19 protein-coding genes and 1 pseudogene are annotated in these 17,187 nt (G+C 68.2%); 11 read left to right on the top strand and 9 right to left on the bottom strand.

The window, feature by feature from the left end:
- Positions 1 to 46: 46 nt before the first annotated feature.
- The 3 genes from ACFWEP_RS10855 to ACFWEP_RS10845 form a co-directional block, all read right to left on the bottom strand.
- The gene (locus ACFWEP_RS10855) at positions 47 to 1,078 is read right to left on the bottom strand and encodes an alanine racemase (protein ID WP_328720588.1); all 1,032 of its coding nucleotides are present in this window, start codon (positions 1,076 to 1,078) and stop codon (positions 47 to 49) included.
- A 107-nt stretch (positions 1,079 to 1,185) separates the two neighbouring features.
- Positions 1,186 to 2,304 carry a peptidoglycan bridge formation glycyltransferase FemA/FemB family protein gene (locus ACFWEP_RS10850; RefSeq protein WP_328720589.1) on the bottom strand — a complete coding sequence of 373 codons (1,119 nt, stop codon included), beginning with the start codon at positions 2,302 to 2,304 and terminating at the stop codon, positions 1,186 to 1,188.
- Positions 2,305 to 2,476: 172 nt separating this feature from the next.
- Positions 2,477 to 2,803 (bottom strand): hypothetical protein, encoded by a 327-nt coding sequence (locus ACFWEP_RS10845; protein ID WP_387368642.1) that lies wholly within the window; start codon positions 2,801 to 2,803, stop codon positions 2,477 to 2,479.
- 277 nt (positions 2,804 to 3,080) lie between these two features.
- On the opposite strand from ACFWEP_RS10845, the gene rpsF reads away from it, so the two are divergent.
- From rpsF to rplI, 4 genes are all read left to right on the top strand, one after another.
- On the top strand, positions 3,081 to 3,371 hold the full coding sequence (gene rpsF, locus ACFWEP_RS10840) for a 30S ribosomal protein S6 (RefSeq protein ID WP_266706588.1): 291 nt from the start codon (positions 3,081 to 3,083) through the stop codon (positions 3,369 to 3,371).
- A 70-nt stretch (positions 3,372 to 3,441) separates the two neighbouring features.
- Positions 3,442 to 4,038 (top strand): single-stranded DNA-binding protein, encoded by a 597-nt coding sequence (locus tag ACFWEP_RS10835; RefSeq protein WP_387368640.1) that lies wholly within the window; start codon positions 3,442 to 3,444, stop codon positions 4,036 to 4,038.
- Positions 4,039 to 4,082: 44 nt separating this feature from the next.
- Positions 4,083 to 4,319 carry a 30S ribosomal protein S18 gene (gene rpsR / locus ACFWEP_RS10830; protein WP_003967857.1) on the top strand — a complete coding sequence of 79 codons (237 nt, stop codon included), beginning with the start codon at positions 4,083 to 4,085 and terminating at the stop codon, positions 4,317 to 4,319.
- A gap of 18 nt (positions 4,320 to 4,337) precedes the next feature.
- Positions 4,338 to 4,784, top strand: a complete 447-nt coding sequence (gene rplI / locus ACFWEP_RS10825) for a 50S ribosomal protein L9 (protein WP_266706586.1) — start codon at positions 4,338 to 4,340, stop codon at positions 4,782 to 4,784.
- Positions 4,785 to 4,957: 173 nt separating this feature from the next.
- Here rplI and ACFWEP_RS10820 read toward each other — a convergent pair whose 3' ends face one another.
- A complete protein-coding gene (locus ACFWEP_RS10820) occupies positions 4,958 to 6,295 on the bottom strand; it encodes an MATE family efflux transporter (protein ID WP_387368638.1) in 1,338 nt (445 codons plus the stop codon).
- A gap of 476 nt (positions 6,296 to 6,771) precedes the next feature.
- On the opposite strand from ACFWEP_RS10820, the gene dnaB reads away from it, so the two are divergent.
- Both dnaB and ACFWEP_RS10810 read left to right on the top strand, forming a co-directional pair.
- Positions 6,772 to 8,247, top strand: coding sequence for a replicative DNA helicase (gene dnaB, locus ACFWEP_RS10815; RefSeq protein WP_387368647.1), 1,476 nt, complete (start codon positions 6,772 to 6,774; stop codon positions 8,245 to 8,247).
- Between the two features lie 131 nt (positions 8,248 to 8,378).
- On the top strand, positions 8,379 to 8,834 hold the full coding sequence (locus tag ACFWEP_RS10810) for a hypothetical protein (RefSeq protein WP_387368636.1): 456 nt from the start codon (positions 8,379 to 8,381) through the stop codon (positions 8,832 to 8,834).
- A gap of 54 nt (positions 8,835 to 8,888) precedes the next feature.
- Here ACFWEP_RS10810 and ACFWEP_RS10805 read toward each other — a convergent pair.
- Positions 8,889 to 9,161, bottom strand: a pseudogene (locus ACFWEP_RS10805) (putative quinol monooxygenase); the annotation flags it as partial.
- An 82-nt stretch (positions 9,162 to 9,243) separates the two neighbouring features.
- Between ACFWEP_RS10805 and ACFWEP_RS10800 the strand changes: the two are divergent.
- A complete protein-coding gene (locus ACFWEP_RS10800; RefSeq protein ID WP_387368634.1) occupies positions 9,244 to 9,732 on the top strand; it encodes a hypothetical protein in 489 nt (162 codons plus the stop codon).
- Here ACFWEP_RS10800 and ACFWEP_RS10795 read toward each other — a convergent pair.
- Positions 9,725 to 10,945: an IS110 family transposase gene (locus tag ACFWEP_RS10795; RefSeq protein ID WP_387368632.1), complete on the bottom strand. Its 1,221-nt coding sequence runs from the start codon at positions 10,943 to 10,945 to the stop codon at positions 9,725 to 9,727. The two genes, ACFWEP_RS10800 and ACFWEP_RS10795, sit on opposite strands and share 8 nt — an antisense overlap.
- A 340-nt stretch (positions 10,946 to 11,285) precedes the next feature.
- Here ACFWEP_RS10795 and ACFWEP_RS10790 point away from each other — a divergent pair, with 340 nt between their 5' ends.
- Both ACFWEP_RS10790 and ACFWEP_RS10785 read left to right on the top strand, forming a co-directional pair.
- Positions 11,286 to 11,648, top strand: coding sequence for a MerR family transcriptional regulator (locus tag ACFWEP_RS10790; protein WP_387368630.1), 363 nt, complete (start codon positions 11,286 to 11,288; stop codon positions 11,646 to 11,648).
- Positions 11,649 to 11,742: 94 nt separating this feature from the next.
- Complete coding sequence (locus ACFWEP_RS10785) at positions 11,743 to 13,125, top strand: serine hydrolase domain-containing protein (protein ID WP_387368628.1); 1,383 nt, start codon at positions 11,743 to 11,745, stop codon at positions 13,123 to 13,125.
- Positions 13,126 to 13,292: 167 nt separating this feature from the next.
- Here the strand turns inward: ACFWEP_RS10785 and ACFWEP_RS10780 are convergent, their stop codons facing one another.
- Together ACFWEP_RS10780 and ACFWEP_RS10775 are read right to left on the bottom strand one after the other, a co-directional pair.
- Positions 13,293 to 13,745, bottom strand: a complete 453-nt coding sequence (locus tag ACFWEP_RS10780; RefSeq protein WP_387368626.1) for a GNAT family N-acetyltransferase — start codon at positions 13,743 to 13,745, stop codon at positions 13,293 to 13,295.
- Between the two features lie 40 nt (positions 13,746 to 13,785).
- The gene (locus ACFWEP_RS10775; protein WP_328720598.1) at positions 13,786 to 14,244 is read right to left on the bottom strand and encodes a MarR family transcriptional regulator; all 459 of its coding nucleotides are present in this window, start codon (positions 14,242 to 14,244) and stop codon (positions 13,786 to 13,788) included.
- 138 nt (positions 14,245 to 14,382) lie between these two features.
- Between ACFWEP_RS10775 and ACFWEP_RS10770 the strand changes: the two genes are divergently transcribed.
- Both ACFWEP_RS10770 and ACFWEP_RS10765 read left to right on the top strand, forming a co-directional pair.
- Positions 14,383 to 15,597: an MFS transporter gene (locus tag ACFWEP_RS10770; protein WP_387368624.1), complete on the top strand. Its 1,215-nt coding sequence runs from the start codon at positions 14,383 to 14,385 to the stop codon at positions 15,595 to 15,597.
- Positions 15,598 to 15,667: 70 nt separating this feature from the next.
- The gene (locus ACFWEP_RS10765; RefSeq protein WP_387368622.1) at positions 15,668 to 16,096 is read left to right on the top strand and encodes a heme-binding protein; all 429 of its coding nucleotides are present in this window, start codon (positions 15,668 to 15,670) and stop codon (positions 16,094 to 16,096) included.
- 82 nt (positions 16,097 to 16,178) lie between these two features.
- Here ACFWEP_RS10765 and ACFWEP_RS10760 read toward each other — a convergent pair whose 3' ends face one another.
- Entirely contained in the window at positions 16,179 to 17,066 is an 888-nt protein-coding gene (locus ACFWEP_RS10760) for a GNAT family N-acetyltransferase (RefSeq protein WP_387368620.1), read from the bottom strand.
- Between the last annotated feature and the right edge of the window lie 121 nt (positions 17,067 to 17,187).

Genomic DNA, 17,187 nt, shown 5'->3' with positions numbered 1-17,187 from the left:
GCCGGCGACTGACCGGCCCCGCCGCGACAGATGTCCGGGATTCTTCTCAGCGCTCGACGATGCGGTCGAACTGCGTGGTGGTGTGCCTCAGGTGCGCCACGAGTTCGTCGCCGACCCGCGGTTCCTGGGCGTCCGACGGCACGAACAGGATCGACACCTGCATGTGCGGCGGCTCGGCGAACCAGCGCTGCTTGCCCGACCAGACGAACGGCGACAGGTTGCGGTTGACCGTGGCCAGCCCGGCCCGGGCGACGCCCTTGGCACGCGGCATCACACCGTGCAGCGCCTTGGGAGCCTCAAGGCCGACCCCGTGCGACGTACCGCCGGCGACGACCACCAGCCAGCCGTCCGACGCCGCCTTGCCCTGCCGGTAGCCGAACCGGTCACCCTTGACGACCGGCGTCACGTCCAGCACGGCGCCTCGGTACTCGGTGGCCTCGTGGTCACCGAGCCAGAGCCGGGTGCCGATGCGGGCACGGAAGCGGGTCTGCGGGAACTGCTGCTGCAGCCGGGCCAGTTCCGCCGCCTTGAGGTGGCTGACGAACATGGTGTGCAGGGGCAGCCGGGCGTTGCGCAGCCGGTCCATCCAGCCGATGACCTCTTCCACCGCGTCCGAACCGTCGGTGCGGTCCAGCGGGAGGTGCAGCGCGAAGCCTTCGAGACGTACGTCCTCTATGGCGGCGTGGAGCTGTCCGAGCTCCTCCTCCTTGACCCCGTGGCGCTTCATCGAGCTCATGCACTCGATGACGACCCGGGCGCCGACGAGGCCGTGCACCCCGTCGACGGAGGAGACCGAGCGAATCACGCGGTCGGGCAGCGGAACCGGCTCCTCGCCCCGCCGGAACGGGGTGAGGACGAGCAGGTCGCCGCTGAACCAGTCCTTGATCCGTGCGGCCTCGTACGTCGTGCCCACCGCCAGCATGTCCGAGCCGAAGCGGATCGCCTCGTCGGCCAGACGCTCGTGCCCGAAGCCGTAACCGTTGCCCTTGCAGACCGGAACGAGTCCCGGGAACTGATCGATCACGGACTTCTGGTGCGCCCGCCAGCGCGCGGTGTCGACGTAGAGGGAGAGCGCCATGGCCGGCCCGGAACCTTTCTGGTGGCTGCGGTGTGTCTGAGATCGCAGAGCGTACGGAGATGTCAACAGTGCGGACGGGTCCGGTCGTTCGCCGGGCCCGGGGCGCGTCAGCGGCGGGACATGTAGATGTCGAGTGCCTTGTGCAGGAGCTTGTTGAGCGGGAAGTCCCACTCGCCGACGTACTCGACGGCTTCCCCGCCCGTACCGACCTTGAACTGGATCAGGCCGAAGAGGTGGTCGGTCTCGTCCAGGGAGTCGCTGATGCCGCGCAGGTCGTAGACGGTCGCGCCCATCGCGTACGAGTCGCGCAGCATGCGCCACTGCATGGCGTTGGAGGGACGGACCTCGCGGCCGATGTTGTCGGACGCGCCGTAGGAGTACCAGACGTGTCCGCCGACGACCAGCATGGTCGCGGCGGAGAGGTTGACCCCGTTGTGGCGGGCGAAGTACAGCCGCATGCGGTTGGGGTCCTCGGAGTTGAGTACGGACCACATGCGCTGGAAGTACGAGAGGGGGCGCGGGCGGAAGTGGTCGCGCACGGCCGTGATCTCGTACAGCCGCTGCCACTCGGCGAGGTCCTCGTAGCCGCCCTGGACGACCTCGACACCGGCCTTGTCCGCCTTCTTGATGTTGCGGCGCCACAGCTGGTTGAAGCCCTTGAGGACGTCCTCGAGGGAGCGGTTCGCGAGAGGCACCTGGAAGACGAAGCGGGGCTGCACGTCACCGAAGCCAGCGCCGCCGTCCTCGCCCTGCTGCCAGCCCATCTTGCGCAGCCGGTCGGCGACCTCGAAGGCACGCGGTTCGATGACCGTCGCCTCCACGTCCCGCAGGCGCTTCACGTCCGGGTCCTGGATGCCGGCCTTGATCGCGGTGGAGTCCCAGCGCCGGATGACGACCGGCGGGCCCATCTTCACCGAGAAGGCGCCCTGCTGCTTGAGGTGGGCGAGCATGGGCTGGAGCCACTCGTCCAGGTTGGGCGCGTACCAGTTGATGACCGGGCCCTCGGGGAGATAGGCGAGGTACCGCTTGATCTTCGGGAGCTGTCGGTACAGCACAAGTCCGGCGCCGACGATCTGACCGTTGTTGTCGAACCAGCCGAGGCTCTCCGACCGCCATTCCGTCTTCACGTCAGCCCACGCCGGGACCTGGCAGTGACTGGCCGCGGGCAGACTCTGGATGTACGCCAGATGCTGCTCGCGGCTGATGGTCCTCAGGGTCAGGCTCATGCGGGGCGCTCCTCGGCAGGTGTGTCCCCATCGGTCAGGGGCTCCGGCTCTCGCGCCGAAGCCTACTGTGAGCGGGGAGCGCCCGTTCTGGCCCGTACGGCACTTGGCCGCGAGCCGGTGTGCCGCGGGCCCCGGCGGAGCTGCCGCCGGGGCCCGGACGGGACGTGGCGGGTCAGCTGATCACGCTGCCGAAGAGGCCTCCGTGGGCCATTCCGAGGTAGAAGCCCACCGCGGAGGAGCCCAGTCCCATGATCAGGGCGAACCGCTCCCAGGTGGTCCTGGACACCCACATCCCGTAGCCGCCGGTCAGGATGCCCATGAGTCCGGCCCACGAGCTGAGCAGATGCAGGTTGTGGAACATGGCGGTCACGAAGGCGAGGACGCCGAGAACCCCGGTCACCACCATCAGGGCGTCCTGGAGCGGATGGGGCCTGCCGTCCGTGGCGAAGAGGGAACCGGTGGGGCGGTTCCGCGGGCGGGTGTGCGCTACCTGGGCCATGAAAGTGCCTCCTGCCGAAGGGGCGGCGCGCTGAGACGCCGCTCACATCCGATATGTACAGATTGCGCATCCTTGGCCCAGGATTTCAACCCGGGGGTTCATGGCAGGTAGTCTGTACGGTCTGCACCGGTGTCTGCCTTGAGCCTGCCCGGCGGCCCTCTCCCTGAGGCGCCTGCCGAGCTCGTTGTTCCGCCCGACGGACACCGATGCGTACGCATCACGACCCTCCTGCCACGGAACGACCGTGGCCGCTGAGTCCAAAGGAGGTGGGTTCCACATGCGTCACTACGAAGTGATGGTCATCCTCGACCCCGATCTGGAAGAGCGCGCTGTCTCTCCCCTGATCGAGAACTTCCTCTCCGTCGTCCGTGAGGGCAACGGAAAGGTTGAGAAGGTCGACACCTGGGGCCGTCGTCGGCTCGCTTACGAGATCAAGAAGAAGCCCGAGGGCATCTACTCGGTCCTCGACCTGCAGGCCGAGCCTGCGGTCGTCAAGGAGCTCGACCGCCAGATGAACCTGAACGAGTCGGTCCTCCGGACCAAGGTCCTCCGTCCCGAGACCCACTGAGCATCTAGCTCAGCGGTCATCGGGTTCGAGTAGCAGCCAGCAGTAAGCAATCCCGCCGAGAGGTTCATCCATGGCAGGCGAGACCGTCATCACGGTCGTCGGCAATCTCGTCGACGACCCCGAGCTGAAGTTCACCTCTTCCGGTGCGGCGGTCGCGAAGTTCCGTGTCGCGTCCACACCCCGCATCTTCGATCGGCAGACCAACGAGTGGAAGGACGGCGAAGGCCTGTTCCTCACCTGCTCGGTCTGGCGTCAGGCGGCGGAGAACGTCGCGGAGTCGCTTCAGCGAGGCATGCGCGTCATTGTGCAGGGCCGGCTGAAGCAGCGGTCCTACGAGGACCGTGAGGGTGTCAAGCGCACGGTCTACGAGCTGGACGTCGACGAAGTCGGCCCCAGCTTGAAGAGCGCCACGGCCAAGGTCACCAAGACCGCTGGTCGCGGTGGCCAGGGCGGCCAGGGTGGATACGGCGGCGGCCAGCAGGGCGGCGGCAACTGGGGCGGCGGTCCCGGTGGCGGTGGCCAGCAGGGCGGCGGCGGCGCTCCCGGCGCTGACCCGTGGGCAACCGGCGCACCCTCCGGCGGCCAGCAGGGCGGGGGCCAGGGCGGCTGGGGCGGAAGCTCCGGCGGTTCCAGCGGCGGCGGCTACTCGGACGAGCCTCCTTTCTAGGTCCGGCTCGTACCCCCACTTCTTGATCACACAGGAGAAACACCATGGCGAAGCCGCCTGTGCGCAAGCCTAAGAAGAAGGTCTGCGCGTTCTGCAAGGACAAGACCCAGTACGTGGACTACAAGGACACGAACATGCTGCGGAAGTTCATTTCCGACCGTGGCAAGATCCGTGCCCGCCGCGTTACGGGCAACTGCACTCAGCACCAGCGTGACGTCGCCACGGCAGTCAAGAACAGCCGTGAGATGGCGCTGCTGCCCTACACGTCCACCGCGCGATAAGGGAAGGGTGACGCAAACATGAAGATCATCCTCACCCACGAGGTCACTGGCCTCGGTGCCGCCGGCGACGTCGTCGACGTCAAGGACGGATACGCTCGCAACTACCTGGTCCCGCGTGGCTTCGCCATTCGCTGGACCAAGGGTGGCGAGAAGGACGTGGCGCAGATCCGCCGCGCCCGCAAGATCCACGAGATCGCGACGATCGAGCAGGCCAACGAGATCAAGGCCAAGCTCGAGTCCGTGAAGGTTCGTCTGGCTGTTCGCTCCGGCGACGCCGGCCGCCTCTTCGGCTCCGTCACCCCGGCCGACGTCGCTTCGGCGATCAAGGCTGCCGGTGGCCCGGAGGTCGACAAGCGTCGCGTCGAGTTCGGTTCGCCGATCAAGACGCTTGGCGGACACCAGGTGTCCGTGCGCCTGCACCCTGAGGTTGCGGCGCAGCTCGGCGTCGAGGTCGTCGCTGCCTGAGGCAGTGCTCGTACGAGTTAGGTGAAGGGTCGTACCCCGCGGGGTACGACCCTTCGTCGTTTCGCGTTTCATTTTCGTGTTTCACGTGAAACGTGGGTCTCTGCGAGAGCTGACGTCGTTTCACGTGAAACGTGACGGTTCGCGGGTGTGCTGGGAGCTCGCTGCGCCCGCGATCAACGCGTGGCGCCGGTGACCAGCCACCGCCCTGAGCGGGCGCGCAGCCACAGGGTGATCAGCCGCACGGTCATCATCAGGTCCATGGCCCACCAGAGTGCGGTGAGCCCGCCGCCGAGAGTGGGAATCAGCAGGGCGACGGGGGCGAAAACAGCCAAGGTCACGAGCATGGCCAGCGCCAGATAGCGCCCGTCCCCGGCGCCCATGAGCACGCCGTCCAAGATGAAGACGACGCCGGCGATCGGCTGGGAGACCGCCACCACCAGCAGTGCGGGCAGCAGCGTGTCCCGTACCGACGAGTCGCTGGTGAACAGCGGGATGAAGAGCGGCCGGGCGAGCACGATGAGCGCGCCGAGCACCACCCCCGCGGCGAGGCCCCATTCCACCATTCGACGGCACGTTTCACGCGCGCCCTTGGCGTCGCCGGCGCCGAGAAAGCGTCCGATGATCGCCTGACCGGCGATGGCGATGGCATCCAGGGCGAAGGCTGTGAGGGTCCAGAGCGAGAGGACGATCTGGTGCGCCGCGATGTCCACGTCCCCGAGTCGGGCGGCGACCGCGGTGGCGATGACCAGGACCGCACGCAGGGAGAGGGTACGGATCAGTAGCGGTACCCCGGCCCGAGCGCTCGCGCGGATGCCCGCAGCGTCGGGGCGGAGCGACGCTCTGTGCCGTCGGGCGCCCCGGACGACCACGACCAGATAGGCCACCGCCATGGCCATCTGCGCGATCACGGTGCCCCAGGCCGACCCTGCGATGCCCAGGCCGACGCCGTAGACCAGGACCGCGTTGAGGATCGCATTGGCGGTGAAACCGCCGATGGCGACGTACAGCGGAGTACGGGTGTCCTGGAGTCCGCGCAGAACTCCGGTTGCCGCCAGTACGACCAGCATGGCCGGTATCCCGAGAGTCGAGATGCGGAGATAGGTGGTCGCGTAGGGAGCCGCCGTCCCGGAGGCGCCGAAGACATCGACGATCCACGGGGCGGTGGGAAGTACGGCGGCGACCACCAGTCCGCCGAGGAGGAGGGCGAGCCAGATGCCGTCCATGCCCTGCCTGATCGCGGAGGCGAGATCACCCGCTCCCAGCCGGCGGGCGACGGCAGCGGTGGTGGCGTATGCGAGAAAGACGAAGATGCTGACGGCGGTCGAGAGGAGGGCGGCGGACACCCCGAGTCCGGCCAGTTGCCGGGTACCGAGGTGACCCACGATCGCGCTGTCGACCATCAGGAAAAGGGGCTCGGCCACGAGCGCGCCGAAGGCGGGCACGGCGAGTGCGACGATCTCTCGGTCGTGGCGTCGGCGGCCTGATGTCGGTGTCGCGGGGGCCTTGGTCATGAGAGCCAATCCAATCTTCCACAGGTAATACATGCAAGCCCTTTAGAGTCCTTACTTTCGCGGGGTCTGTGCGCTGGGCCACGCGCAGCTCGAGGTGATCTTGGGCGAAGCGGGAAAGTTTTTCTCCCCCACAGTCGGTGGACGGAAAAATGCCAGGTCAGGGCTGTGTGTATGGCGATGTTATGAGTTTGTCCACAGTGCTGTCCCCTGGTCCGTGCACAGGATCGGCGGACTTCTCCACAGCATCTGGTCCGTCGTCCACATGCCCTGTGGATAACCGGATTGGCTGACGGTGCGGAGCGGCCTACCGTGGACCGTCGCCCGTACTCCGGCCGTCCCTGGAAACGCGCTGAAGTCGAAGCTCCGGAAGCGGAGTCGGGTGTCCTGTTTGTCGGTGCTGTGCCGTAAGAAAGAGTGGCATGGCTAGGTCCGCGAAGCGGACGGGAGGAGGTGGCCCGGTGAGCATTCCGGAGCCTTTGGACGAGCCCTGGGCCGACGTCGGTCCCAGCGACCGTCTGCCTGTTTCCCGTCAGCGCCGTGGTGACCGCGGTGACCGTGGTGACCGCAGTGGCAGGGAGGACCAGCACGACCGGGACCGTGACAACGGCTGGGACGGCGGCTCTCCGGGATTCGAGCGGGTTCCGCCACAGGACCTGGACGCCGAGCAGTCGGTGCTCGGCGGCATGCTGCTCTCCAAGGACGCCATCGCGGAGGTCGTGGAGGTCATCAAGGGGCACGATTTCTACCGCCCCGCCCATGAGACCGTCTACACGGCCATTCTCGATCTCTACGCCAAGGGCGAGCCCGCCGACCCGATCACGGTCGCCGCCGAGCTCGTCCGGCGCGGCGAGATCACCAAGGTCGGTGGCGCGCCGTACCTCCACACCCTCGTCCAGTCGGTGCCGACCGCGGCGAACGCCTCCTACTACGCCGAGATCGTCCATGAGCGTGCCGTGCTGCGCCGGCTGGTCGAAGCGGGTACGAAGATCACACAGATGGGCTACGCGGCCGACGGAGACGTCGACGAGATCGTCAACTCCGCCCAGGCCGAGATCTACGCCGTCACCGAGCAGCGCACCAGCGAGGACTACCTGCCGCTCGGCGACATCATGGAGGGGGCGCTCGACGAGATCGAGGCGATCGGCTCCCGCAGCGGGGAGATGACCGGTGTCCCCACCGGATTCACCGACCTCGACGCGCTGACCAACGGCCTGCACCCCGGCCAGATGATCGTCATCGCCGCCCGTCCTGCCATGGGTAAGTCGACCCTGGCACTGGACTTCGCCCGGGCCTGCTCGATCAAGGGAAACCTTCCGAGCGTGATCTTCTCCCTGGAAATGGGGCGGAACGAGATCGCGATGCGTCTGCTCTCGGCCGAGGCGCGTGTAGCGCTGCACCACATGCGCTCCGGGACGATGACGGACGAGGACTGGACGCGACTGGCCCGGCGGATGCCGGACGTCTCGGCGGCCCCGCTGTACATCGACGACTCGCCCAACCTCTCCATGATGGAGATCCGGGCGAAGTGCCGTCGTCTGAAGCAGCGCAACGACCTGAAGCTGGTCGTCATCGACTACCTGCAGCTGATGCAGTCCGGTGGTTCGAAGCGCGCCGAGAGCCGTCAGCAGGAGGTCTCGGACATGTCCCGAAACCTCAAGCTCCTCGCCAAGGAGCTGGAACTGCCGGTGATCGCGCTCTCCCAGCTGAACCGAGGTCCCGAGCAGCGTACGGACAAGAAGCCGATGGTCTCCGACCTCCGTGAGTCCGGCTCCATCGAGCAGGACGCCGACATGGTGATCCTGCTGCACCGTGAAGACGCGTACGAGAAGGAATCGCCGCGCGCCGGTGAGGCGGACCTGATCGTCGCCAAGCACCGTAACGGCCCGACCGCGACGATCACGGTGGCGTTCCAGGGCCACTACTCCCGTTTCGTGGACATGGCGCAGACCTGATCCGCCGCGTTCGTGGGTTCCCGGAACGCGTGGCCCCTTTCCCTCGGCGACGGCACCCGTGGCCACAGGAGGGAGAACAGCTCTTCTGGACGGGGCAGGCGCTCGGCCCGGCCGACTGCCACCATGCTGAGATGGCTCACGACATCGTGTTCTTCCTCGCTCCGGACGACGAAAGTGCCGCTGAGACGCGCCTTCGGGGGCCTGGCTCGGCGTTTGCTTCGGTGACCTGCCGTTTCATGGAGCCGGACAGTGCCATCGCGGAGTGGGACATGTACTTCGCGGAACCCTCTGCCGAGGTACCGCCGATCGAGCAGCTTCTTGCGTGGCGGCCATGGCCGGAGTGGGTCACCGCGCCCTTGAACGATGGCATTGAGGTGTTCGCTCTGCCGCCGCGGTTGGTCAGGGCGCTGGCCAACGCCAACTCCACCGAGTTGGAAGAGCTCGCAGCCCGCTGGACCGCGAGGCTCCGAGCTGACGACGGGGACGAGATGACCGACGATGATCTGCCCGCGGTCCTGCGAGGAGTGTCCCGGCTGGCGGCATCCGCGATCACCACGGGTGGCGGCCTCTACAGCTGGAGCTACTGACCGCTCGGACCCGTCCGCCGGGTTCCGTGGACCGGGCGGCCCGTCGCTGCTCCTTCACGCGGGGACCGGTACACCTTCCTCGTACGGGCTGATCATGGTGTTGAAGAAGCCGTCCGAGGGTCCCTCCAGGTAGGTCGGCAGGTTCTCCAGGAAGGCGCGCAGTGGGGGCGTCGCGTTGTGGCGGTCGAGGTCCTCCTGGGAGCGCCAGACCTCGTAGAGGAAGAAGCGGCCGTCCTCGTGCTCGTGCAGGTGGTACTGCAGGTTGCCGGGCTCCTGCCTGGTGGGTGCCACGAAGGAGAGGAGGATGCGCCGGACCTCGTCCGCGCGCTCCGGCCGGGGGGGGTGCCCCTATGAGTTTGGTCAAGGAAATCGGTCTGCGTTGTGAGGGTGTGGCGGGCAGGATGGCGGCGTGGCTGATCTGCTGTGGGATGACGTCAAGAGCTTCTTCGACTCTGACCTGATGGGGTCGTTGCCGGACGTGGTTGTCCCTGAGACCTCGATGGAGGACTGGCAGGCGGTCCTCGATCTTGTTGGGGTGAGCGACTGGATGTGCGAGTACTCCGAAGGCGAGATGGTGCTTCCGGTGCCTCGCGCGGAAGCAGTGCTGTCTCGCCCGGCTGACGCGGAGTGCGCGGAACTGCGGGTCTGGCCGACTGCCGATGTATTGGCGATCTTCCGTTTCCATTCGATGGAGGAGATCGACTTCGATGTTGATCTGCGGGAACTCCAGGGCCAGGAGCGGCTCGACGTGCTCTGCGGCTTCCTCGCCGCGATCGGGCGGCGGTTGGGCAAGCCGGTGGTGATGTATTGCGAGGGCGGCCATCCCAGCCATCCGGTACTCGGGTTCGATGTCGAGAGCGATCAGGTGGATCTGTTGGCGAAACCGCTGGTCAGATGACCGCTGCGGTTGGACGGGTTTCGTAGAAGGTGCCGTCGCGGAGCATCGCGAAGAGGACGTCGGCTCTGCGGCGGGCGAGGCAGAGCAGGGCCTGGGTGTGGTGCTTTCCCTGAGCGATCTTCTTGTCGTAGTAGGCCCGCGATGCGGGGTCGCCCAGAGCGGCGAACGCGGAGAGGAAGAAGGCCCGTTTGAGCTGCTTATTCCCTCTCCGGGAGGGCTGTTCGCCGCGGATCGAGGAACCCGAGCTCCGGGTGGCCGGGGCGAGTCCTGCGTAGGCGGCGAGGTGGCCGGCGGTCGGGAAGGTGCTGCCGTCGCCGACTTCTATCAGGATGCGGGCTCCGGTCCTGACGCCGATGCCTGGCATCGAGGTCAGGACCTTGGAAAGAGGGTGGTCCTCCAGGAGTTCCTCGATCCGCCCGGCCAGCAGCTTGCGCTGGTCGAGCACGGCCGTGAGCGAGGCGGCCAGGCTCGGGACGATCAGCGCGGCCGCCTCGGTCCCCGGAACGGTCACGGTCTGCTCGTCCAGCGCGGCGAAGATCTCCTCGACCAGCCGCTCGGCCATCCTCGGCGCCTTTGGCCGCAGCAGGGTGACCAGGCGCCGCCGGCCGGCCTTGCGGATCTGTGCCGGGAAGCCGAACCGCTCCAGCAGGGCCAGGACGGCGGGGTGCTGCAACCGCGGCCCCAGCACCCGTTCCAGCGACGGATGGATCTGGGTGAGCAGGCCGTGGAGCCGGTTGGCGACCCGGGTTGCTTCGCCTGCGAGGTCGTCGTCGAAGCCGACGATCATCTCCAGTTCGGCGATCGTCTCGTCCTCGCCGTCGATCGTCCGCAGCGTGTGGGGCATCGCCCGGGCGGCGTCCGCGATGATGAACGCGTCCTTCGCGTCGGTCTTCGCCTCGCCCGGGTAGAGGTCGGCGATTCGTCGCATCGTCAGGCCGGGCAGGTAGGCGACCGGGCAGCCCATGTCGCGGGCGACCGCGAGCGGCAGGGCGCCGATCGAGGCCGGCTGGTCGACTACGACCAGCACGGTTCCGTGCTTGGCCTGGAGTTTCGCGAACAGTTCGCGGAGCTTGGGTTCGGTGTTGGGCAGACGCTTGTCGAATGCCTTCTTTCCGGCCGGGGTGACGGCGGTGGCGTGGTGTTCGCCCTTGCCGACGTCCAGGCCGAGGAAGACGTCGATGCCGCCGGTGTCGATCACGTGCAGGCCCTCCATCACGTTTTCGTCCGGCCTTGCCTCGGCACCGAGCTGCCACACCCACGTTACGGAGAGCTCATCCGGCTCGAGTGAAGCCGGTGCTCAAGCCCCTCATCAGCGGTCCGTCGATGCCTCCGGGCCCGGTGACACCACCCCCCCGGATCATCAACCGCAACAAGGGGGGGAAGTCATGCCGGACCCGAAGGCCGGAGGCCCCATTGCGGAGCCACGAAGAAGGTAACGGGGGGGAGGAATCCGTAGAGGGCGATGGGGCGAGCCGCGTTCCGTGTGTTCGTCATGACCGCGACAGTAGGATCTCTCATCCGTGTGAGGTTCAAGCGGTTGTGAGGAGCGCCACATGAAGATCGGTGAGCTGTCCGAGGTGACGGGTACCTCTGTCCGCCTGCTGCGCTACTACGAGGAGCAGGGTCTCCTGGAGTCTCACCGCCTCGCGAGCGGCCACCGCCGTTACGAGGATGGCGCCCCCGTCGCGGTCCGCCGCATCCGCTCGTTTCTGGACGCCGGCCTGCCGACCCGGGTCATCCGGGATCTGCTGCCGTGCGTCGATGGGGACGGCACGGTCGACGGCTGCAGGCTGGAGGTACTCCAGGATCACCTGCGCGGTCTGGACGACCGGATTTCCGCGCTGTCGGAGGCCCGTACGTCGCTGTCCGGGCTCATCACCGCCACTCAGGCCCGCGAGGGTGCGTCCGCGCCCTGACCCGTGTACGCGTCCCGACCGCTGTGCCGGCCCCGAGCGCTCCGGCGGGGAATGGATTCGCGGGGCGGCGCCGGTTTCGACCATTCTTCGTTCCATGACGTCATGGAACGAAGAACTGCTGCCGGCCACCCGCCGGGCCCTGCTGCACCGCACCGCCACCGCCCAACGGGAGGGGCGCACTCCCTCGATGGTGGCCGGAGTTCTCCGGGACGGGCGGATCGGCTGGAGCGGGGGGCGAAGTTGTGTCGACGGACATGAGCCCGACAGCGATACGCAGTACCGGATCGGCTCGATCACCAAGACCTTCACCGCAGTCCTGGTGCTCCGGCTGAGGGACGAGGGGCTGCTCGATCTGGACGACCAGGTGGAGAAGCACCTGTCCGGCTCCGGAGTCGGACAGGTGAGCATCCGCCAGCTTCTGGGCCACGGCGCCGGACTCACCGCTGAGACACCGCCGCCGTGGTGGGAGCGGACGCCTGGTGAGACCCGCCCGGACCTGGCCGCCGTCCTGGGCGAGCAGCCCTTCCGGTACCCGGCCGGTCTCCGGCACCACTACTCGAACCCCGGATACACCGTGCTCGGTTCCCTCGTCGAGACCGTACGGGGGGATTCCTGGGAGGCGGTACTGCGTCGCGAGATTCTGGAGCCGCTGGGGATGCTCCGTACGAGCTTGGGGCCCCAGGCGCCGCATGCGGGAGGCTGGGCGGTGCACCCCTGGGCGGACGTGATGCTGCCCGAGCCGAGTCACGATCTGGGACTGATGGCTCCAGCCGGCCAGCTCTGGTCGACCGCGGAGGACCTTCTGAGCTTCGCCCGCTTTCTCGCCGAAGGGGACGACCGGGTCCTGAGCGTCGCGTCGGTCCGGGAGATGCGGGCTCCCTCGGTGCCGCTGGAGAGTGGCGACTGGACGGGCACGTACGGGCTCGGGCTCCAGGTGGTGCGTCGGGACGGGCGCACCCTGTTCGGGCACTCCGGCTCCCTGCCCGGCTTCCTCGCCTGCCTCTGGGTGTGCGCGGAGGACGACGTGGCCGCCGTCGTACTCACCAACGCGACCTCAGGGCCCCCCATCACCGAGGTGGCCCAGGACCTCGTGCGGATCGTCGCGGAGGCGGAGCCCCGCATCCCGGAGCCCTGGCGTCCGCTGCCGGAGGTCGACCGGGACCTCCTGGCCCTGACCGGGCCCTGGTACTGGGGGACCCAGCGGTACGTGGTGAAGCTGCTCGAAGACCGCGGACTGGAGCTGGCCCCGCTGACGGGGACGGGCAGGGGGGCGAATTTCCGGGCGGAGCAGGACGGCAGTTGGACCGGGCTCAGCGGCTATCACGCGGGGGAGCGGCTGCGGATCGTGCGGAACGCCGACGGAGTGGTAGCCCACCTGGACCTGGGGTCCTTTGTCTTCACCCGTGAGCCGTACGACCCCGCGGCGGCCATCCCTGGGGGCGTGGACCCGGAGGGCTGGCGAGGGCTGGCCCGCTGAAGGATGCTTCCGGCGCTGCGGCACGGGCACGTTTCACGTGAAACACCGGACCGTCAGTCGTGAGCCCTGCTGGGTGCCTCGTCCGAGTGTGCCCAGCAGGGGGCGCTCTGGTGAACCTCGCCGCCCGACCGTGCGGGGCCGTGCGCAACCTGCGGCGGCCAGGATTCTCAAAGTGCGAGCTTGAAGCCCACGTGGCTCGGGGTGAAGCCAAGGCGCTCGTAGAAGCGGTGAGCGTCCGTCCGGGACACGTCGGAGGTCAGCTGGACCAACTGGCACTCTTGGCGGCGGGATTCGTCAACGGCCCACTGGATCAGTCGCGTTCCGAGTCCGTTGCCGCGCTCCTCGCTGTGCACTCGGACCCCCTCGATGACAGAACGGGTGGCGCCACGCCGCGACAGGCCGGGGACGATGGTGAGTTGGGCCGTCCCCACCACCTGGTCGCCCCGCACGGCGACCATCAGGTGCTGATTCGCATCGTCCGCGAGCCGGTGAAACGCCTTCTCGTACGGTGAGAGGTCGTCGGGAGACTCGCGCTGTGCGCCCAGTGGGTCGTCGGCGAGCAGCGCGACGATGGTCGGGATGTCGGCCAGGGTTGCGGGCCGTATCAGCAGTTCCTTCATGATCAACACCCTATGCAGCGCCTGCCCCGAGGAACACTGCCTACGCGGGGACCTTGAGCCCTTCGACCGCCCTGACGAGCGGGGTCAGTTCGGGATGCTCGGCCGCCTCGTCGAGAGCGGCCCGCAGCGCGGTGTCGTTGGTGGGCCGGGCCTCGGTGAGCAGGGCGATGCCCGCCTCCGTCACGTCGGTGTAGATGCCCCGGCGGTCCGTGTCGCAGAGGTACCGAGTGAGCAGCCCCCTGTCCTCCAAGCGGGTCACCAGGCGAGTGGTGGCGCTCTGGCTCAGCACGACCGCGTCGGCCACCTGCTTCATCTGGAGATGGCCGCCGGGTCCCTGGTGCTGTCGGCTCAGTACGTCCAACAGTGAGTACTCCCGGACGCTCAGGTCGTGACCGGCCTGCAGGGCTCGCTCGATGTGCGCCTCGATCTTTCCGTGCAGCAGGGAAAGAGCGCACCAGCCTTGGGAAAGGGCGGTCAGGGCGGGGTCCGTGGCGGTCATCGTCTCTCCTCCGTGCGGGAGCTGCTTGCCTCCAGGATAGGGGACGCGCGCAATAGCCCGCGCTTGCAATTAACCAGCGTCTGCAATTATTGTGGACGCTTGTAAGGCGCAGACGCAATATTCAGGAGAGGTGAACCCATGCCGCTAGCGCTCCTCGCCCTCGCCATCGGGGCTTTCGGAATCGGGACCACCGAGTTCGTGATCATGGGGTTGCTCCCTGAGGTGGCCGCGGACTTCCAGGTGTCCATCCCGACCGCGGGTTTCCTGGTCACGGGGTACGCGCTCGGCGTGGTCGCGGGCGCCCCGCTCATGACGCTGCTGGGCACCAAGATCAGCCGCAAGCGCATGCTGATGCTGCTGATGGGCCTCTTCGTCATCGGTAACGTCGTGTCCGCCCTGGCCCCCGTGTTCGGCGTCATGATCGTCGGACGGGTGATCGCCTCGCTCGCCCATGGAGCGTTCTTCGGCATCGGATCGGTCGTCGCGGCCGACCTGGTGGCCCCGCAGAAGAAGGCCGGCGCCATCGCCATGATGTTCACCGGTCTCACCGTCGCCAACGTGGTCGGCGTTCCGCTCGGTACGTACATCGGGCAGACCGCCGGATGGCGGGTCACCTTCCTCGTCGTCGCCGGCCTCGGTGTGATCGGCCTGCTCGGCGTGGCGAAGCTCGTGCCGGAACAGCCCCGTCCCGAAGGTGTACGACTCCGTCATGAGCTGGCGGCCTTCCGGAACGTTCAGGTCCTGCTCGCCATGGCCATGACGGTGCTGGGCTTCGGTGGCGTCTTCGCCGCGATCACCTACATCACTCCGATGATGACCGGGATCGCCGGCTTCGCACCGTCCTCGGTCACCTGGCTGCTGGTTCTCTTCGGAGTCGGCATGGTGGTCGGCAACCTGCTGGGCGGGAAGTTCGCGGACCGGCATCTGATGCCGATGCTCTTCGTCACGCTCGGCTCGCTCGCCGTCGTGCTGGCCCTGTTCACCGTGACCGCGCACAACAAGATCGCCGCGGCCGTCACCGTCGTCCTCATCGGCGCCCTAGGGTTCGCCACCGTGCCGCCCCTGCAGAAGAGGGTGCTGGACCAGGCGTCGGGTGCTCCGACGTTGGCCTCCGCCGTCAATATCGGCGCCTTCAACCTGGGCAACGCGCTCTCCGCCTGGCTCGGCGGCATGGTGATCGCGGCCGGCTTCAGCTATACCGCGCCCAACTGGGTCGGTGCCGCACTCGCGGGAGCCGCTCTGATCCTCGCGGTGGTCTCCGGCCTGCTGGAGCGCCACCAGGCGCGGGACGGCCGGATCGCCGCCGCCCAGGGCCCGGAACCGGCCGCCGTGCCGGCGACGGCCCGGTCCTGACTTTCCCCCCGGGCCGTCCCCATGACGGCCCCTACCTCTCACCGCATCACGCATCACCCAGGAGAACACCTTGAGCACCACCACCCGCACCGCCGTCGCGCCGCTCACCATCGAGGACGCGGAGGTTCTGATCGAGGCCGTCCGTACCGCCGCCGAGGCGGCCGGCGTCGCAGCCGCCGTCACCGTGCTCGACGCCGGTGGGCACCTGCTCGCCTTCCGCCGGGACGACCGCGCCGTCCTCATCGCGGGCGAGACCAGCACCCGCAAGGCCTACACGGCCCTGCAGCTGAACTCCCCCACGGCCGACCTCGTGGAGGCGGTCCAGCCCGGCGGGATCTTCCACTCGTTGACGACCGCGCTCGACCGTCCGCTGCTCTTCATCGCGGGCGGGGTGCCGGTGCACCGCGACGGCCGGCTGATCGGCGCCGTGGGTGTCGGTGGCGGTGCTCCGCAGCAGGACCACGGATTCGCCACCGGCGCCGTGGCCTCGCTGGTCTGACGCCCTTCTCCTGACGCTCCGCGGCCGGTCCGGTCGCGGAACGTCCCGCTGACCCGGCAGCCGTGGCGGAGCGGCCGCCCCGTCAGCCCGTCGCGACGGTCAGCGGGGCGAATCTGCGGCTCCAGTCACCAGGCACATCCGGGCACCCCCTGGCCATCAGCGCCGTGCTGGACACGGCCGTCAAGCCGTGCTCGGTGAGCCAGCGACGCAGCTCGGTGTGACGGGTGTCGACTTCCACCCGCATGGTGAGTTCCGTGTCGGAGGCGAGCGAGGCCACCAGTGCCTTCGCGGTGCCCGTGTCCGGTGCGATGAGCGGCCCGATCACATGGCTCCCGTCGCTGGGCCAGAGCGCTGCGAAACCCACCACTTCGTCCGCCCGCTCGGCGACCCGGAAATGATCCGAGAAGGCAGGCAACCGCGCGAGCATCTGCGTCCGCTCACTGCCGAAGACCGAGGCGTCGAGTGCCACGATCGCCGGCAGATCCCTGGCCGTCGCCCGACGCGTCGTCGCGGACGAGTCGTCCGCTCCTCCGGCCTCCGCCCGCACGTCCAGCACCAACCGTCCGACCAGCCTCTCCACGCTCCCTACGACGGCGAAGCCCAGCTTCTCGTAGAGGGGACGGCCCTGATCCGTCGCGAAGAGGGTCAGTGGTGTCTCTCCGTGTGCCGACAGAACATGGACGAGCAGACGGCGACCCGCGCCCTGTCGTGCGTACCGCTCCGCGACCAGCATCATGCCGAGCGCGGCGTGAGTATGCCCGTACGAGGTCACCACGCAGGCGGCCGCCAGCCCTTTGCCGGTGGGGTCGTCGATGCCGTAGCCCGTACCCGCCCCGAGGAGCAGGCTCCATCGGTGTTCGTCCCGGGGCCATCCCCGGTCCTCGCTGAGATCGGCACAGGCGACCAAGTCGCCCCGGGTGAGAAGCCGGATGGGCAGGTTGTCGGGCAGGGCGTGCCGGATGCTGGGCATGGGAGCCAGGCTGTCCGACCGGGAGGCGGCCCGTCCACCAGTTTGTCTCTTCCTTCGCCAAGGTTTTCCGCGCCTGCCCCGGGCGGCTCGTTCTCCGTCCGCGTGCCGGTGCGAGGTACCA

Origin of the sequence: Streptomyces sp. NPDC060198, assembly GCF_042728415.1 — a bacterium.
GTDB lineage: Bacteria > Actinomycetota > Actinomycetes > Streptomycetales > Streptomycetaceae > Streptomyces.
Note: the sequence above shows the minus strand (reverse complement) of the source record. Positions and strands in the feature narration are given on the sequence as shown.

Bases quoted from the DNA above. Each gene is read 5' to 3' on its own strand.
- ACFWEP_RS10855 (WP_328720588.1), bottom strand. From the start codon at position 1,078: ATGGCGCTCTCCCTCTACGTCGACACCGCGCGCTGGCGGGCGCACCAG.
- ACFWEP_RS10850 (WP_328720589.1), bottom strand. From the start codon at position 2,304: ATGAGCCTGACCCTGAGGACCATCAGCCGCGAGCAGCATCTGGCGTAC.
- ACFWEP_RS10845 (WP_387368642.1), bottom strand. From the start codon at position 2,803: ATGGCCCAGGTAGCGCACACCCGCCCGCGGAACCGCCCCACCGGTTCC.
- rpsF (WP_266706588.1), top strand. From the start codon at position 3,081: ATGCGTCACTACGAAGTGATGGTCATCCTCGACCCCGATCTGGAAGAG.
- ACFWEP_RS10835 (WP_387368640.1), top strand. From the start codon at position 3,442: ATGGCAGGCGAGACCGTCATCACGGTCGTCGGCAATCTCGTCGACGAC.
- rpsR (WP_003967857.1), top strand. From the start codon at position 4,083: ATGGCGAAGCCGCCTGTGCGCAAGCCTAAGAAGAAGGTCTGCGCGTTC.
- rplI (WP_266706586.1), top strand. From the start codon at position 4,338: ATGAAGATCATCCTCACCCACGAGGTCACTGGCCTCGGTGCCGCCGGC.
- ACFWEP_RS10820 (WP_387368638.1), bottom strand. From the start codon at position 6,295: ATGACCAAGGCCCCCGCGACACCGACATCAGGCCGCCGACGCCACGAC.
- ACFWEP_RS10810 (WP_387368636.1), top strand. From the start codon at position 8,379: ATGGCTCACGACATCGTGTTCTTCCTCGCTCCGGACGACGAAAGTGCC.
- ACFWEP_RS10795 (WP_387368632.1), bottom strand. From the start codon at position 10,945: ATGGAGGGCCTGCACGTGATCGACACCGGCGGCATCGACGTCTTCCTC.
- ACFWEP_RS10790 (WP_387368630.1), top strand. From the start codon at position 11,286: ATGAAGATCGGTGAGCTGTCCGAGGTGACGGGTACCTCTGTCCGCCTG.
- ACFWEP_RS10785 (WP_387368628.1), top strand. From the start codon at position 11,743: ATGACGTCATGGAACGAAGAACTGCTGCCGGCCACCCGCCGGGCCCTG.
- ACFWEP_RS10780 (WP_387368626.1), bottom strand. From the start codon at position 13,745: ATGAAGGAACTGCTGATACGGCCCGCAACCCTGGCCGACATCCCGACC.
- ACFWEP_RS10775 (WP_328720598.1), bottom strand. From the start codon at position 14,244: ATGACCGCCACGGACCCCGCCCTGACCGCCCTTTCCCAAGGCTGGTGC.
- ACFWEP_RS10770 (WP_387368624.1), top strand. From the start codon at position 14,383: ATGCCGCTAGCGCTCCTCGCCCTCGCCATCGGGGCTTTCGGAATCGGG.
- ACFWEP_RS10760 (WP_387368620.1), bottom strand. From the start codon at position 17,066: ATGCCCAGCATCCGGCACGCCCTGCCCGACAACCTGCCCATCCGGCTT.